The following is a 17,156-nucleotide window of genomic DNA, read 5'->3' as shown; positions in this document are numbered from 1 at the left end:
CGGGCCAAACTGCCTTGGCTTCACGGAAGGCGGTCTGATTGGGTTCTACCGCAAACGCACCATGAATGCCGATTATGTAAGCCAAAAAAAATAAAACCAACCTTCTCACCTCAAAATACGTCTTTTTCTGAATAGTATAATTCCTATGTTCAGTATGCACTATTGTCCAGTCGGCGTCGGCACCCCCTTTATTACCCCGCTGGCACGAATATCCCATTCCGTCAAATGCGTATATGTGTTACTATACGTCTCTTCAACCCGATAGCGAACGAAGCGAACAGCGATGTTTGAAGGAATCGTTACATCAATCGGCGCATTACCTGATGCTTCGTCAGGGTTGGTCCTCACCTCACGTTTCAAGAGGGTCCAGCCTTTATCCAATGCCTCCTGCTTCCAATTCGGATCGCTTCCGGGTAGTGATGGCACAGCATTCGTAGTGTCACTGATCCCCCAAAATTCAAAAACCTTCGGATTAACATCATAACAACACTCGATACGGGGATAAAGTCTCACCGACGACAATATTGCCTCTACTCCCAAATCAACCGTAAACATATGGGGGAACGGCTCACCCGTTGCCGAATGGTACCAGTCACCAACAGCAGCGCTATTATTCCATAATTTGGCCAAATCACCGCCAAAGTTAGCACCAGTGATATCGCCCCACAGCAGTGCGGTCCGAAACCTTTGCTTATCGAGTATCAAGTCGTTGGGAATTTCATCCTCATTGGTATAACCATCCTCATACGGCGTGTACACGACATCTAAGGCAGATGGAAGAGGCTTGTAGCCTGTACGATAGCTAAAATTCGTACCTAGCTGATAACTGGGTAACGTCGACATATTTTGGTCTTCTGGTGCTTCGGTGCTCAGAAGCGTATCCGTTATAGTGACTAAGTGGCCATTTTCATCCGTATAGCCAATTTCTACTTCCACCACCTCATCAGCCGCATCATACCACTCAATAGAAAGCCCACCGAAAGCCAGATCACCGGACGGCGTCAGATCTACTCGATAAGTGGCTGCCCGAACCGTCCGATTGCTTAGCGAATTAATGTACTGTTCGCCATACGCAAACGTATTGATTTCAGACTTCAGTGAAATCTGTCCTTCTGAATTTCGGGTAAAAATTTCAAACGTATAGAAATCTTCAGGCAATTCATCGATAATCACATTCACAGTATCAATACCTTCTCTGCGATTTATTGGAATGGATAACGAATCTGATTTAAAATCCCAATACACCATACATTCCACAATATTGGGATCGGATACCAATAACCACTGCAACCCTACTCGGTTCTTACCAGGAAAAGCTCTTAACGAATCCACACGTGCTGGATATATTCTTTCCCCGCCCTCCAAATATTGAGCGTATGTATCCTCATGTCGTTCACATGCTAACATTCCCAAACTAGCACAACCTGCGAGTAATAAAATTACGATCGGAAAATTATTCTTCATTTCAATGCTCATTATGATTTATAGAAAGCAGGCGACTCCTATTGGATGGACTGCCCAAAAAATGTCAACTCGGACAGGTGAAACCCGCCTTGCGGTGCCCGCGCAGAAGACCAACTATTGATATGTTTCCATGCAATATATCTTACGGCGGGTATTCCGTCTTCAAACTCATATTCCTGGCCGGCTTCGGCTACCTCCGTATCTTCCTGTGAAAGCATAGCGAAAGGAAGCCCGGATGGCTTCACCATAACGCGATGATCCAGTTTAATCCAGCTATTTACGTCTTCCGGAGTATTCGTACCCCAAAGCTCCCATTCGCGAGGATTCGACACGGAAAATTCGAAATCAAAATCAGCCCGTTGCCAAATCTTGTACCGACTAAGCCGAGCTTCGACACCCAAATCCATGGGTAGCCATGAAGGTTGGTCGACGGATATAGCTGAGTGGAACATCGAAGACGTGCCACTGGTATTGAAATCAAACATCGCGGAGAAAGGAAATTGAGGTTGGTAAGTAACCATTTCCACGAGGGGTCTTCCGGACATGGGTAATGGCGCAATTTGCGGCACGGGATAGCGCCCCCTAGCATCCATAATTTTTGTACGATCCAGCTCCTCCTCAAACCAAGGTGTCAATTCAAACTGCAACGTATCTGAGTGATTGTCCCATCGATCCCTAACATACAGTCCGAATTTCGTTTCAAGGTCCTCCATTCCTCGAATAGCAACCCGCCCAGTGGCCGACGACGTATAATGGCCACCGATATCTTCCCATAATTGGTTTTCAACATTGAATTTAACTGCAAAAATAGCTACACTTTCCTCTTCCTCATTGGTATATCTGGAGACAAAGCCTCCCCATGATACCTTCGGGTCGAGACTTGTAAATACTTTTTCAATGGGGGGAGCAGTGGGGTGGATAACTACAGATACCGGCTCAGATGACTTTCCACTGCGACTAACAACGTATAGCTTAACAACACGTTCCGAAGTATTGGGAAACCCCTCCACTTTGATGAAGTTATTATAATAGGAGGTAATTGTCTCCACCTCTTCGCCATTCCGATCGAACACCGCCTTTACGTGGAGTATGTCTTTGTTTTGAGGTAAAGTATACGTAATCCGTGCCCCTCCTGACAAATTCTCTACACTGGGATTGCTAATAGGCCCCGGCACTTCTCCTCCCTCATTAATGGGGCCAAATTCGCCGTCTGAGCAGGAAAGCCACATGCCTTGCAGCAACACGAGACAACCTAGAAATTTAACTGCGTTCATAATTACTATATTTTCGTAATAATTGATATTTATAATGTTCGTAACTATTTACCAGCCCGGGTTCTGCGTCAAATTCCCATTGATACGCAATTCTGCGTGTTCAATTGGCCATAGATAGTCCTGTATTCTAAATTGTTGATTAAACAACACTGTTCTTCGGTAGTAGGTGGCAGCCGTCTCACCTTCAATATTCCAACCTACAATGGGTTCATTAAGATCAACATGCGCGCGTTTCCATCTTCGCAAATCCCAATACCTGACACCCTCAAACGCCAGCTCGATTGTTCGTTCCTGTTGAATAATGGCCCTTAACCCTTCCTTTGATCGAAACTTGTCGGGATTAGAGGAAAACGCTGTCCAGCTCGACTCAATAGATTGAAGTCCGGCACGCTCCCTAACCAGGTTTACCCAACTAAGTGCCTCATCCGAAGGACCCTCCCATTCATTCGACGCCTCGGCGGCTAATAGGTATAGGTCGGCCATTCTTATTTCCGGCCAAGGATAAGGTCTAATATTTGCCAGCATATTTCCAGTAGACCGGCTTGCAAAAGTCTCTATGTTTACCAACTTCTTCGGCCAATAGCCCGTAATCACATACCCATCAACGTCAATCCTTGCCGATATTTCTCCAAATCGCGCCCGAGGAAACAACAAACCACCTGCGGCATTTACATTGTAGTTGCCCTCCCAGTTGCCGAACCAAATACCTCGGTCAAAGCCAATCGATGCATAAAAACGGGGTTCCCTATCAAAATGGAGATTTACAGTTTGTTCCCCATCAGCGATTATAAACTTGTCCTCATCCCCGGCAATCCGGAGCGAATACCGTTCGTTGTAATCCCAAGATGTATCCTCTTCAATCGGCACACCATTTTTCGTATAGTATTTTTCGACGAGTTTGAGTGTTGGAGAAATCAATCCCCACGGGTCATTTCCTGAAAACACATATGACGAAAGTCTAGGCATCGAGAGGTGTTGGTTTTTGCTCACCGACGAGTTCACATTCGGCCATATAACCTCAATATTATCATTAACTTCCGTTAATGCCGATCGGATATCCAATTGTGTCGAGATCGTGTCATTGATTACATAACTGGAATTGCCCCGAAATCTAGACAGTCCGTAACCGTTCGCTTCACAAAATGCGATAGCTTCCTTACAAGCCGTTGCTGCTCGCTCCCATTTTTGTTCATTATATTGAGGATTGAATAATGGGCTACCTTTCGCATCGACCAAAAGACTATTATAGTCTGTGTTACCATTAAAAAACGGGCTAGCTGCAGTCACTAATACCTTCGCTTTAATAGCATAAACTACTGCCTTAGTTATCCTTCCTAATTCTGAAGTCTCTGTGCCCGCTATTCGGTTCGGTAACGATTCATTCGTTATAGCTTCATCCAGAAGCGATACAACATAATCTACACATTCATCAATTGGTGCCCGGTAAACACGCACCTCTTCTGACGCAGCAGAGATCGGTAGCGCCTCCCTCATCAATGGGATAGGACCGTACATCCGCATTAGCAAAAAGTGATAATACGCTTTTAAAAAGGTTACCTCACCAATCCACCGTTGCTGTTCAAACGGCTCCATATCGGGCACTTTGTGAATGTTTTCAAGAAAAATATTGCAGGTACGCAAAGCCTCGTACAAGGGTTTACCGCTTCGGCGTCCAGACCAATAGTTTCCAATAGGATCTGTAGCATTTTGCAGCCCTCTTGCCAGACTTATATAGTCTGAACTGTATTGCGCCGAAATCGGGGAGTAATACCACACTTCATCACCGGAGCTAAACCCAGGATTGGTACTCCACGAACCGTTTCCAGGCAAGTAAGAATAGCAGGTATGGAGGAATTTTTCGGCTGAACTTCGTAGGGAAAATGCATGTTCAATCGTAGGCACATTATCTGGCATTACATCCAAATAATTACTACACGCTCCTAAAGTCAATAAGTAAACAGAAAGTGTTAGCGAACGCATCGTTATATTTTTCATACTATAATTAGTTTAGAGTTCTAGTTGGAGACCAAAATTTATCACTCGCTGCAATGGATAACCTAAACCGTTTCCGCCCATCTCGATATCCCACATATCGAAGCCGCTCCACACAGCGAGGTTGGTTCCATTCATGTATAACCTGAAATTATCGATTCCGATTGACTTCAACCACGTGCTGGGAACTGTATAACCGATTTCTACTTGCTTGAGCCGAATGAATGACCCGTCACGAAGAAACCATGTGCTGGGTTGGGTATTGTTTCCATTTTCGACATTACTCAACCTAGGCCACAATGCGTAGAGATTGTTGCTATTGTCTTCTGACCAATGATTCTCAGCGTATGCCTTCAGCAATTGCTTATCATCAACAAAAGGTGAAGTAGCAACCGGATCCATCCAGAACGATGAGCGCCCGGACCCCTGTGCAAATAAAGAGAAGTCAACTTGCTTATACTTGGCCGAGAATCCAAAGCCGAACACAATTTCCGGAACCGTGGGAAAGCCGATCGGCACCATATCATCTTCGTTAATGAAGCCATTGTTATCTATATCGCGATATTTAATGTCACCCCCTCTGGTTGGCTGATCACCAAAAATCTGGGTGGGTGAGTTCCGCACCTCTTCATCGTCTACAAATAGCCGTTCGGCAATATATCCATAAAACTGGTGAATAGGTCTACCAGCACGATAGGACCATTGATTGGCATATATCGGTTCTTCATATGCAACGAACTCGTTCTTAGCATACGTTAGGTTTCCAAGGGCCGATAGATAAAAACCGTTTGAAAAAGTATTATTATAATTCAAGCTGATATCTAAAGACCTCGATTTAGCCTTTCCGACATTAGCTTTCGGAACACTCCCTTGGAGTCCCAATGTTTTGGGTATTGAGGCCCTTGTCATTAAAATATTTGTGCGATTCTCAAAAAAGTATTCGGCTATCAGATCTAATTGATTTAATAGGCCCAACTCTAACCCGATGGTGGAATTTTTTGCAGTTTCCCAGGTGATTGCTTGATTTTCGTACCGCAAAAACGAAATTCCATTTCTCACAACAGCCCCCCCACGCCCAAAAGCGACTGCATAATTAGGATCGTTCATATTGATCTCGGACATGTAAAAAAAGCGTTCGTCTGCACTGCCAATTGCATCATTCCCCACCAAACCGTAATTTGCTCTTAGTCTCAGTTTATTAATTATTGGCTGGGTGCTTTCAAAAAAAGGCTCATTTGATATATTCCAGGCAACACCAGCAGAAGGGAAGAATCCAAAGCGCTCAGTCCTATAGAAACGCTCAGATCCATTATAACCAAAATTGAACTCAGCAAAGTACCTGTCATCATAATCATATGTCAACCGACCACCTAGTGTCGCATTGCGATAAGGCAATGACTGCTGTAGCGTCTCTTCATTACTATTAACGGAACTCCTTGCTATAAATAAAAGCATTGCAGAAACGCCGCTCTTACCAAACGAGCCGTTGTAGTTCGCCGCAGCTTCACTATGGAATGTGGAAGACACTAACTTCTCGCCCGGCTCATAACTTAAATAGTCCGTCCCTGTCTCGGGATTAATGGCATTCAAGACATATCGATTACTTAACCGGTCATATCCCGACAACCGATAATAGAATGGATTATAAGAGCGACTCAAAGTGAAGAAAGCCTGCCTATTTGTGTTTAGCATTCCACGGAGCGACAACCCGGGTATTAGCATCGAAAGGTCCTGTTTTAACTCGTATTGAACACCCATCAGCGTTCTGGAGTATTCACGATAGCCTTTCACCAAGTCGGCATAAGGATTAAGAAAATTTCCCGTATCATAGTTACCAAATAGTATATGATTTACATCGGCAACGTCGCCAACAGGTGTATAGTACGGTTGAAATAAAACCGGATTTGATCTAACAACTTTTTGGTAGATTTCAGCCCCTCCTTCCAAAGGTCCAGTATAGTCATCGAATGTCCCGAACATCCGGATCATTGATTCAGTACTTTTCGTTAATCTCACGTTGATGTTAGATCTCAACGAATACGTTTTTAAATCTACATTGCTATTGAAATTATTCCGCTGATCAACTTTCAGGTTTCCTTTGTCCACATTGGCCGCAGCCGCAATATAGTAAGTGGCGATTTGTCCTCCTCCATGGATGTTAAAGTTCAGCCGCTGGTTAAGGGTATTTTCCTTGAAGATTATTTTTCGCCAATCCAATGCGGGAAATACTTCGGGGTTTAATCCGGCCTCGGTATTGTCAATTTTGCCTTGCGGATAACGGGCTACACCCAGCGGATTTCTAGTGAGGATAGACTCATTATGTAACTTCATGTAGGTAATGGGGTCAGCCATTTCAACCATCCGTGTGGGCGAGGAGATTGAATTCTCCAAGCGTATACTCATTCTGGCTTTCCCTTCTCTACCCTCTTTCGTCGTAATCAGAATTACGCCATTGGCTCCTCTTGCTCCATAAAGTGCATTTGCAGTTGCATCTTTCAATATAGAAAACCCCGCAATATCATCGATATTCAATCTGGCCAATTCCGTCGTTGAATATTCCATGCCGTCTATCATAATTAGTGGGTCTACTTTGTACCCAAATGTGGTAGCACCACGTATAAAAAATTCCGCATTGTCGAGTCCAGGCTCGCCACTACGCTGATAAGCAATCAACCCGGCAAGCCGACCCGCCAACGCTGTCGTCAAGTTACTAGAGGGCACCTTCAATTCGGTGGGGTTTATCGACGTAACAGACCCAATAACAGACGTCTTCTTCTGCGTACCATAAGCGACCACTACAGCCTCTTCTATCTGTTGCACGTCTTTGACGAGGTGAACGTCCATTGAGCGTTGCCGGTCAATCCGAACCTCTTGAGTAAGGTGGCCCACAAATGAAATTATCAGTATACTGTCGGTATCTAAAACATCTAAGACAAACTTGCCATTCAAATCCGTCGAAGTACCAACAGAAGGCCTTTCCTTTACTTTCACCGACACCCCCGGTACAGCCTCATCGTCGACATACACAGTGCCGTAAATCGATCGTTGCTGATGGCTAGTAGCCCCTCGTACGCTTAAGGGTATTATACACCATATCGCTATGGACACGATACATAAACTTCTCAGTGTTTCAAGCACTCGTGTAGTTTTCCTTTTCATAAAAATTCTATCGATCATAATTAGTTTATTATTGAAAATGTCTGCCCTTTTAAATACAACAACCGGCATCAGCCTTATCAAGCATTTCACCAATTCTGGTCACGGCTTCTTAGTTAATCAGCATTTAAGATTATTTATAATATAGTCAATACAAAGATTGGTATAAGCAAAGTTCAAAATAGCCACTTATTCATTCATTTTTAACACTATTTTAACAAGTGTGGTTACCTAATCATTTAGTAAAAACTTCAAATTTTTGCAGCGTGACTTCACCGCTAACTTCCATCACAATTTCCCCATCCTGCGTATCTTCCCGCATAATCGGCAAATGCAACGCATACGCTCCATTTGTGTGGGCCAACGAATAGTGTCGGTTTTCGATTTTGATGCTACACTCATTCCCTATTTCTCGGAAGACCACATTCAAATCGCCCAACAGCCCCTGTGGGACCTTCACGACCAATCGAATATCATTACCGCTCCACCCGGCAGCATGCTCGTCTTTCTGATAAACTACGTTGTAGAATTCGTATGAGCTGGTATCGCCAATCAGTACCTGGTCCATTGATTTGCGATAAACACTTTGGCCATCTGTTTCGGGGCCGGGCAACACGGACAACAGCACATCGGCGAGCGCCGGGGCTTCCTGTTGGTTATCCGGCTGCTCAAATAATTCTCCCAACTGCAATAAATCCATGTCTACCTCCGGACTGAAGCGATTGCTCTCCATATACTTTAAAATACTATACCGGAGTTGCTTGGCCTCGATGGACTGATTGGCCTCGCTGATATCGTAACCGCAGACCAATAGTCGGCCGCCCCCGGCAGTCACTTCGAATATCGACCCTATCCGATCGCTGAAGTGAAAATCACTAATCGGCATGACAATCGGCATGTAAGTCTCGGGGAAGTCATTAAGTAGGAACCCGCGCGCACCCGCCGCGATATTCCACCATTGCCAATTAGAGTAATACGATGTTGGGAAATGATCAAACGAGGGATGATCGTGCTGGATAAGCGCTCCTATTGTTTTTATGCCCTGCCCCGGAAAAAAAGTTGCCGACCAATACAGTGGTTTCCAAGCCGCGAGCGCCCGATTCTCGGTAGGGCCCAAATTATTCGCGATCAACAATACCCTGCGCCCTGCTGCCAACGCAGCTATGGCCGTGTCATCAAACGCGCCTGTTATAAAAATATCATTACTATCTATCAGATCGGTCTCGCTCGGGAAAATCCAAAGCGGCCAACTATTTGCGTATCCAGTACCTTCAATCCAGACATGTAGTGTTATTTGTGTATTCGCCAGACCCTCGGGGATGATTGCCTCTATCGTTCCCGCTTGGTGCAACTGTCCACTTTCGAACACCTTCTGCCCTAAACTTCCGCTTAACAATATACTTCCATGTTCATCTTTTAAATCCCAACACAGATTGCCGGCTATCGATGCTGCGGCATATTGGTGAAGTAACATGGGCACATTCATGGTCTGCCCCTCTTTCCAGCTGTATGTAGTTAGCTTTACCAGTGGGACCACCTCGTTGCAAAACTGTTTGAAATCGGACGGAGAAGTAATACCCTTTTCATCGTAAAAGGCGTCCAACCAACCAATTAATGCCTCGCCTTGGCCAGTATAATCCTGCATCCCCAACAATTGAAAGCCTGCGGCAGACGGTGTGCGCAAATACGATTCTATTTCATCCTTATAAAGCAGCAAGGCCAGCTTCCCTGAAGCCAACCGAAATTGCGAATCCAACCCATGAACCCCTTTCTGTTTAGCCAGCTGCGCCAATTGGTCTAAGTTCCACGCTTTGAGATTGCCCTGGTATTTTGTGTTTTCAGCCCAGACGGGATGTGTAGGCCACTGTCCGATCTCGTGTGCAATGGTCGGTACGGCAACTTGACTCAGCAGCTCTTCATAATCCCAATTATTATGGTTATACATCCTTTGGCGCACCTGTCCCAGCGACGGATAATCATGAGTGACTGCATAGTCGCAGTAAGGCGTGATCGTTCTCGCCGTGGAGGCGGCGTATAGCCGACTTGAGTCTTTAGCCTTCAACGCTTCCACCCAGCGGCCGATTTCCTCGAAATCGGAACTACCTAGCTCGTTCCCCACGCATACCATAAGTAACGACGGGTGATTCCCATACCAATTCACAATATTCGCCAATTCACGTTTTACAAAATCATCCTTGGCCAGGTCGCCCCTTCCCAACCCCAATGGTTTACCCCGGGTAGCCAACTCCGCCCTTCCCTTTTCACTCATATCGACTTCCATCCAGGAATCAATCCAAACAGCGGCCTCCGCTTGAATATATATGCCAATCTGATCGGCCGCTTCAAATGCTGCTTCGGGCGGACACCACGAATGAAACCTGACGTGGTTCAATCCATACGCCTTGTATTTCGCGAAAATAGCTTTCCACTCATCGATGTCCATCGGTGGATAACCCTTTAATGGAAATAATCCGCAATCGTTATTACCGCGCAGAAATACAGGCCGGTTATTCAGCAGGATACGATTCTTCTGCTTAGTCACTTCCCTGAATCCAACGCTCAACCGTTTACTGCTTCTATTCTTACCCACTTTCAACTCCACTGTCAACATATATAAAACCGGATTGTGCTCACTCCACTGCACTAATGCCACAGACGGGGCCAGTCCAACCATTACAGAATCAGCATTTACCTGTTGCCTACTTCTGGCAACCAACTTGCCTGCATCGTCATGCAACGTCAGCGTCATTTCTCCCTTCTCGGCCAGCAAGTTGGCAATAGATACCCTCGCTTTGATGGTGTTGGCTGCTACATCAGCGCGTACATTTACCGATCGGATATGGATAGGGTCATATGCCTGCAGTTCAATCTTCCCAATGATACCATTCCATAAGGTCTGTGTGTATTCGCCGTACGCGTGCCCCTTATCTCCGATATTGTAAATCATGTCGTTATCTACACATATGGTCAGCGTATGTTCTCCCCGAGCCAGGTGACCCAAAACATGGTGATGAGGACTACCCAGTGCGTTCAGTTTAGACACTTCTTCGCCATCAATAAATACAGTTGATTCCCATAAAACGCGCTCCAACAGCAAGTTAATCTGTTTATCCTCCCAATGACGGGGGACCGTTATCTTTTTCTGGTACCAGGCCTTGCCTACGTATTTGTGCAACGGGGTAAGCCGGCCATAGTCTGATACGCTAGCACGGGTTCCATAACCTGCATCGCCAAGGGTCCCGGGAAGCATAATCGTATCGTTAAAATCCAAATTTTGCCAGTCCGCCGCTTTCGCCACACCGCTATGGTCTAAAACAACATTCCAACGTCCGGTTAGCGGAATTAATTCGTTGGAAAACGAACGAGTGAATAAAAACAAAAAGGCACTGAAACAAAGTAAACTCTTCATCGCTATACTTTTCAACTCCGACCGCTCTATAGTGATCATCCGACTTAGTGCAATCACAAAATGTCAATGTTATGGGTCTACAATCATCCGTACAAATAAAGGCCATTATTTAAGCTGATTTTTTCACTTTTTTAACAAAAAAAAACACTATTCAAACACGTTTCAGAAAAGAAAGTGAAATTTTTGGCATTATAATGTTAAATATTTAGTTTTGATGAGAAGCTCGCCAAAGAGAATATGAAACCTCAATTGATAAACCTAGATTTTGTCCTGAAAGGTGATTTCCTGATGAAGGAGATCACTGCCCCTTATTTTATCAACACACATCATTTCCACGACGACTACGAGTTGGTTTATGTGGTCGAGAGTTCCGGCAAACGGATTATTGGTAATAGTGTGGGGAATTTCAAGAAACACGATATGGTGTTGGTAAGTCCCAACCTGCCCCATGCGTGGTTTAATGACCGGGAGTACTATGATAACGATGCGTTAACAGCCAAATCCATCGTCACATACTTCCGAAAAAATTGGATAGAAAAACAGTTGCTTGATCGGACCGGAGGAGAAAAATTCAAAACAATGCTTGATCACGCGTCCCGGGGCATTAAAATCACTGGAAAAACCAACAGACGGATCGCCGCCATGCTAGACGAAGCCCTGCATGCCCCCGAATTACTAAAGGCGGCGCAGATTCTGATGATTTTGCACGAATTATCAGAAACAACAGAATTTGAACTCCTCGCTGATGCGCATTACGTAAACTCCTATGACCAACATGAAGCAATGCGCATCAACCAAGTATATGAGTATGTGATGAAGAATTTCACATCGGAAATCAAACTGGCTACCGTGGCAGACATGGCTCATATGTCGCCCAATGCCTTCAGCCGGTATTTCAAATCACGAACGCAAAAGACATTTTCACTTTTCGTCAATGAAATCCGCATCGGCCACGCGTGCAAACTTTTACAGAGCGAAGATTTTACCATGTCGCAGATTTGCTATGCGTCGGGATTCCAGAGCATGACCAACTTCACCAAGTTTTTCAAGCGGTTCATAAAAAAAAGCCCATTAAGATACCGTAAGGACATTATTGAACTTAATGCGGCTTATAAGAAAAAAACAATTTGAAACGGTTGAATCAAAGAGCGTATTCATAATTAAAGCGTGTTGATTTTACGTGTGAGTATCTGCTGTCGCTCCTCCTGTTTTGTACGGTTATTTCCCCAACCCGGCTTATAGCTATCATTAAGCCGATTTCTTAGTGCTTTTTGGGTGTCCCGTGGTACCTTGGTACTTGGGTATGCCTAATGGCATTCATTTTCTGTATATCCGATAGCGAATGAGCCTGTAGGCCAACATTTGCGTTCGCTATGAACATCAACACGAAACAAAATTGTTTTAAGAGGATGACTCTTATCGCCTGTTGATTTAAAGATATGATTTTCAATTTTTGGAATTATTCATGCCCCCCGCGCAGACGTGCATGGTGTTCGAGAAACCATCGCAAAACAGGAAGCAATTCGAGAGCAGTTATGCCTCGATGATGCAGGAGGTTGAGCAGGAGATTTTCGCCCTTTCGACGGGCGATGCACCCAAAGACAAAAACAGAAAAGAACTCCATACACGATTCAGGCAGCTAGAGCTATGCAAGGAGCATCTCCTGGCCAAGAGCCTCGGTTCGATGAATATCAGCAGTTTTGCGCAGGAGACGATGTGTTTCGTGGGCCAGCAACTGGTATTCGAAGAAGCCGGGGAAGTCATCAACAGCCTTACAGGTTCCATCGTTGGTATGGTCATAGTCCAAACCGAATAACCTACGCCCAGACGGGTTCAGGAAACACCGTACCGAATCCGGTCGGACCCCACCCGAATCCATCCCTACGTCACCCGGACCCGGGTGAAGTCCGACCGGACACAGGTGGAATGGACCCGGATCCATGTCGGTCCGACATGGACCCACTTTGAACATACCCGGACTGGGGTTGCACCGGCATGGACTCGGGTGGGGCCCAACTGGGTTCGGGTTGCACCGACATGGGTTGAGGTGGGACGATCATGGATCAAGTTGTAGCGCACCCGAAACCGGGTGCGACGCACATGGGTTATGTACGAGTCCAGTTGGATCCGGGTTAACGCAACATGGGTTCGGGCACAACGTACCCGAACCCATGTGGAACGCAACCGATTTCAGGGAGCGCCCGGCCGAGATCGGTCCGACGCAACCTGAACCCAGTCCGGTGCAACATGAAACCGAGTCGGTGCAACATGAAACCAACCCAACATAGCACGGACCCAGTCCGACGCAACCTGAACCCAGTCCGGTGCAACATGAAACCAAGTTGGTGCAGCATGAAACCAACCCAACATAGCACGGACCTAGTCCGACGTAAGCTGAACCCATGTCGGTGCAACCTGAATCCAGTCCGGCGTAACCTGAATCCAGTCCGGCATAACCCGAACCCGGTCTGACGGTGAAATCGATGGAGTCAACGGAAAAGCAGGCGGTTGAGGAGGCCCACCAGCAGCAGCAATAACAACACGGCACCTGCCCGGCGCCAAGGTGATTCCCTTAATCCCTTCTGCCCAGCAGCATGCTGGCGTAGTAGAGCAGGGTGACCAAAGACGATAGCGCGGCTACCACATACGTCATTGCCGCCCACCACAAGGCATCCTTCGCACCTGCATGCTCAGCACTGCTGTGTGTGATGTTTTTACTGTCGAGCCATGCCAATGCGCGTCTGGACGCATCGAACTCTACGGGCAATGTTACGAATGAGAATATCGTGGTAATGGCCAGTGCCGCTACGCCGATGGCCAGTACGTATGGATTGTGCGCAAATATCATCAACAGTACACCGATCATCAGTACCCACGTAACCATATTGGAAGCCACACTCACGATGGGTACCATCGCCGAGCGAAACTGCAGCCAGGAATACGCTTTAGCGTGCTGGACGGCGTGGCCGCATTCGTGGGCCGCTACCGCTGCTGCGGCAACACTGCGGCCATTGTATACTTCCGGGCTCAGGTTCACCGTGCGATTGGCGGGGTTATAGTGGTCGCTCAATCGACCCTGCGCCGAAATGATCTGCACGTTGTATATCCCATTGTCATGCAGCATTTTTTCTGCTACGTCCCTTCCGGTCATGCCGCTGCTAAGCGGAGTTTCGGAATATTTTTTGAATTTGCTCTTAAAGCGCCACTGCACGATCATGCTCACAAGCATGATACCGCCGAAAATAATCCAATAACCTATCATAATATCTTTCTTTTTTGCTATTTGCTGTTTTGCATTTTGCCCCCGCTAATCATTGCTCACTTGCTCACAGGCTCACTTGCTCTTTCACATCGATGGGACAAAAAACATACCGAACGCTTTTCGCTGACGATATGGCGTTTTGTGGTCGTTACGAATATAATAAATCCGTTTTTTGCCTGCAAATCCGTCGGGCGGTTTAGGTTATTATAATGACAAAGTTGCAAGGAGGACTTATGTTAGGCAGGCTGTCCCCTTGAGACCTTCGAAATGCGGTCGGTGATGGAGTATTCCTTGTGTAAATATGCTTTTATTTAAAGGTGTGCCTGTATGGGTATACTATATAATACTATTCACCTTCTACAATCGTTCTGAACGTTAGGTTCACTCTCGGTGTTTTTATTTTTTTGCTTGGTGGTAACCGGTGTAGCCAATGTGTTTGCGTAGTGTCTTTCATTACCAATAAACTACCGTGTTCCAAAAGCAACGCTACTTTGTCTTTGGTTTGTTTGTGTTTAAATGCAAATTTCCGTTCCGCCCCCAAACTCAATGAGCCTATTGCTCCGTCTTTTTTCAGGTCGGTTTCCCCGTCACTGTGCCACGCCATACCTTCATCCCCATTGTGATAGAGATTAAGCAAACAGGAATTAAAATGTTCGCCTGTTTCTTTTTCGATCAATGTTTTTAATTCCAACAATTCTTTTGTCCACGGCAACGCATATTTTGTGGTATTGGAATACGTGTATTCAAACGGTTTTTCGCCATACCACGCTACTTTCCGTTTGGTGATGATTTTCTTTCCGAAAATAACAGCTTCATCGTTTCGCCATTCGATGGTTTCCAATAACCTGTTCAGGTAAAAGTATGCCTGTTCTTTGGATAAAAGCCTGCCGTGATAATTTACTGTTCCCCCGTAAGGCAACCAATTTTTATACTTATCTGTGGTTTGGTTAAATAAATCCATTCTTCCATTTTTTATATGCTCCCCTCAAACAATGCCCGCAGGGACGGTAATTATTTTGCTGTGCCTCCTGTTCCGATGTAAAGAAAATTGATGGCTTCCGAGCCGGAAGTAATCAAAAAACCCATCAGTGGGCGTGTTCCACCGATGGGTCTCCAGTCTTATGTTCATGGAACGGTTTTTAAACCGTCATGATGTCTTTTTCCTTGGCTTCGGCCAGCTGGTCTACCTTGGCGATATATTTATCGGTGAGTTTCTGCACTTCCCCTTCACCGGCCTTGATCTCATCTTCCGATACGCCGTCGGCCTTCAGTTTTTTGATGGTGTCGTTGGCATCTTTACGGATGTTACGCACGGCAACACGGCCCTTTTCGGCTTCTTCCTTTACCTTCTTTACCAGATCGCGGCGGCGCTCTTCGGTGAGCGGCGGGATGTTGAGCCGGATAATATTACCGTCGTTCTGTGGCGTCAATCCGATGTTGGCATCGAGGATGGCCTTTTCGATGGGAGCCAGCATGGCTTTTTCCCATGGTTGTATCACCAACGTACGCGCATCGGGCGTGTTGATGTTGCTTACCTGTGCCAGGGGCGTGGGAGTGCCGTAATAATCTACGAAAATACCGTCGAGCATGGAAGGCATGGCTTTGCCTGCCCGTATTTTGGTGAGCTCCGTCTCGGCGAATGCCACCGCCTTGGTCATCTGCTCGGTGCTGTCTTCCAGTTGTAAGGATATCAGTTCGTCCATGGTTATGCGTTTATTATTATGGGTTGGTCACAAAGATAGTCATTCTCGTACTAACGTACCAACGTGCTCGCCATTTGCCAGCCGTGCCAGGTTGCCGGGCTTGTTCATGTCGAAAACGATGATGGGTAGTTTATTCTCCTGGCAAAGCGTAAAGGCCGTCATATCCATCACGCTGAGGCCGCGGTTATACACGTCTTGGAACGTGATTTCGTCAAACCGGGTCGCTGAGGGGTCTTTCAACGGATCGGCCGTATAGATGCCATCTACGCGGGTGCCTTTTAGTACCACATCGGCATTGATTTCGATGGCGCGGAGTGAGGCTGCCGTATCGGTAGTGAAATAAGGGTTGCCCGTACCGGCACCGAAGATGACCACACGGCCTTTTTCGAGGTGGCGCACCGCCCGCCGGCGGATGAAAGGTTCACAGATCTGTTCCATTTTGATGGCTGTGAGCAGGCGGGTTTTTATTTCGAGTTTCTCGAGGGCATCCTGCAGCGCCATGCTGTTGATCACCGTGGCCAGCATGCCCATGTAGTCGGCCTGCACGCGGTCCATCCCCGCCTTTTCGGCACTGAGCCCGCGGTAGATGTTACCTCCACCGATAACGATGGCAATTTCCATCCCCTTGCTGTGGATTTCCTTGATGTCTTTGGCGTATTGGGCTACGCGGTTGATATCGATGCCGTATTGTTGGTCGCCCATGAGGGCCTCTCCGCTGAGTTTGAGTAGGATGCGTTTGTATTTCATATTTTTGCTCTCTTGGAAGGGGACTTCCAAGCGCCAAAGATAAAAGAAATTTTTTAACTGCCAGCGATGACTGGGTGCACGACAGATTTCCATTTTCCTTAAAAGTGTTAACTTGTGATCCCAAAAGGACCACATGGAAGAATTAGAGG

At 46.3% G+C, this 17,156-nt stretch carries 11 protein-coding genes and 1 pseudogene; 2 read left to right on the top strand and 10 right to left on the bottom strand.

The genetic code is table 11. The features are described 5' to 3' along the window. Positions 1–159: 159 nt before the first annotated feature. The 5 genes from ACEVG1_RS20105 to ACEVG1_RS20085 form a co-directional block, all read right to left on the bottom strand. Complete coding sequence (locus tag ACEVG1_RS20105) at positions 160–1,464, bottom strand: DUF4998 domain-containing protein (protein ID WP_374745520.1); 1,305 nt, start codon at positions 1,462–1,464, stop codon at positions 160–162. Positions 1,465–1,502: 38 nt separating this feature from the next. Beyond that, entirely contained in the window at positions 1,503–2,738 is a 1,236-nt protein-coding gene (locus ACEVG1_RS20100; RefSeq protein ID WP_262245155.1) for a DUF5000 domain-containing lipoprotein, read from the bottom strand. A 48-nt stretch (positions 2,739–2,786) separates the two neighbouring features. After that, complete coding sequence (locus tag ACEVG1_RS20095; protein ID WP_262245157.1) at positions 2,787–4,733, bottom strand: RagB/SusD family nutrient uptake outer membrane protein; 1,947 nt, start codon at positions 4,731–4,733, stop codon at positions 2,787–2,789. A gap of 12 nt (positions 4,734–4,745) precedes the next feature. Further along, positions 4,746–7,889, bottom strand: a complete 3,144-nt coding sequence (locus tag ACEVG1_RS20090) for a TonB-dependent receptor (protein ID WP_262245159.1) — start codon at positions 7,887–7,889, stop codon at positions 4,746–4,748. 232 nt (positions 7,890–8,121) lie between these two features. Continuing rightward, positions 8,122–11,295, bottom strand: coding sequence for a sugar-binding domain-containing protein (locus tag ACEVG1_RS20085; RefSeq protein WP_374745519.1), 3,174 nt, complete (start codon positions 11,293–11,295; stop codon positions 8,122–8,124). A 237-nt stretch (positions 11,296–11,532) separates the two neighbouring features. Here ACEVG1_RS20085 and ACEVG1_RS20080 point away from each other — a divergent pair, with 237 nt between their 5' ends. After that, positions 11,533–12,426 (top strand): AraC family transcriptional regulator, encoded by an 894-nt coding sequence (locus ACEVG1_RS20080; protein WP_374745518.1) that lies wholly within the window; start codon positions 11,533–11,535, stop codon positions 12,424–12,426. Positions 12,427–12,748: 322 nt separating this feature from the next. Next, the gene (locus tag ACEVG1_RS20075; protein WP_374745517.1) at positions 12,749–13,111 is read left to right on the top strand and encodes a hypothetical protein; all 363 of its coding nucleotides are present in this window, start codon (positions 12,749–12,751) and stop codon (positions 13,109–13,111) included. A 756-nt stretch (positions 13,112–13,867) separates the two neighbouring features. Here the strand turns inward: ACEVG1_RS20075 and ACEVG1_RS20070 are convergent. The 5 genes and pseudogenes from ACEVG1_RS20070 to pyrH form a co-directional block, all read right to left on the bottom strand. Then, a complete protein-coding gene (locus ACEVG1_RS20070) occupies positions 13,868–14,557 on the bottom strand; it encodes a zinc metallopeptidase (RefSeq protein ID WP_374745516.1) in 690 nt (229 codons plus the stop codon). A gap of 346 nt (positions 14,558–14,903) precedes the next feature. After that, positions 14,904–15,518: an alpha-ketoglutarate-dependent dioxygenase AlkB gene (locus ACEVG1_RS20065; protein WP_374745515.1), complete on the bottom strand. Its 615-nt coding sequence runs from the start codon at positions 15,516–15,518 to the stop codon at positions 14,904–14,906. After that, positions 15,505–15,612, bottom strand: a pseudogene (locus tag ACEVG1_RS20060) (hypothetical protein); the annotation flags it as partial. The gene ACEVG1_RS20065 and the pseudogene ACEVG1_RS20060, both read right to left, overlap by 14 nt. Before the next feature lie 84 nt (positions 15,613–15,696). Next, a complete protein-coding gene (frr, locus tag ACEVG1_RS20055) occupies positions 15,697–16,260 on the bottom strand; it encodes a ribosome recycling factor (RefSeq protein ID WP_374745514.1) in 564 nt (187 codons plus the stop codon). A 39-nt stretch (positions 16,261–16,299) separates the two neighbouring features. Then, positions 16,300–17,007, bottom strand: a complete 708-nt coding sequence (pyrH, locus tag ACEVG1_RS20050) for a UMP kinase (protein WP_374745513.1) — start codon at positions 17,005–17,007, stop codon at positions 16,300–16,302. Between the last annotated feature and the right edge of the window lie 149 nt (positions 17,008–17,156).

The sequence above is a fragment of the Parapedobacter sp. 2B3 genome (genome assembly GCF_041925275.1).
GTDB lineage: Bacteria > Bacteroidota > Bacteroidia > Sphingobacteriales > Sphingobacteriaceae > Parapedobacter > Parapedobacter pyrenivorans_A.
The sequence above is the reverse complement of the archived record's forward strand: the minus strand, read 5'-3'. Positions and strand labels throughout refer to the sequence as shown.

Excerpts from the sequence above, each read along its gene's own strand:
- ACEVG1_RS20065 (WP_374745515.1), bottom strand. The coding sequence starts at position 15,518 with ATGGATTTATTTAACCAAACCACAGATAAGTATAAAAATTGGTTGCCT.
- ACEVG1_RS20090 (WP_262245159.1), bottom strand. The coding sequence starts at position 7,889 with ATGAAAAGGAAAACTACACGAGTGCTTGAAACACTGAGAAGTTTATGT.
- pyrH (WP_374745513.1), bottom strand. The coding sequence starts at position 17,007 with ATGAAATACAAACGCATCCTACTCAAACTCAGCGGAGAGGCCCTCATG.
- ACEVG1_RS20080 (WP_374745518.1), top strand. The coding sequence starts at position 11,533 with ATGAAACCTCAATTGATAAACCTAGATTTTGTCCTGAAAGGTGATTTC.
- ACEVG1_RS20100 (WP_262245155.1), bottom strand. The coding sequence starts at position 2,738 with ATGAACGCAGTTAAATTTCTAGGTTGTCTCGTGTTGCTGCAAGGCATG.
- ACEVG1_RS20105 (WP_374745520.1), bottom strand. The coding sequence starts at position 1,464 with ATGAAGAATAATTTTCCGATCGTAATTTTATTACTCGCAGGTTGTGCT.
- frr (WP_374745514.1), bottom strand. The coding sequence starts at position 16,260 with ATGGACGAACTGATATCCTTACAACTGGAAGACAGCACCGAGCAGATG.
- ACEVG1_RS20085 (WP_374745519.1), bottom strand. The coding sequence starts at position 11,295 with ATGAAGAGTTTACTTTGTTTCAGTGCCTTTTTGTTTTTATTCACTCGT.
- ACEVG1_RS20095 (WP_262245157.1), bottom strand. The coding sequence starts at position 4,733 with ATGAAAAATATAACGATGCGTTCGCTAACACTTTCTGTTTACTTATTG.
- ACEVG1_RS20070 (WP_374745516.1), bottom strand. The coding sequence starts at position 14,557 with ATGATAGGTTATTGGATTATTTTCGGCGGTATCATGCTTGTGAGCATG.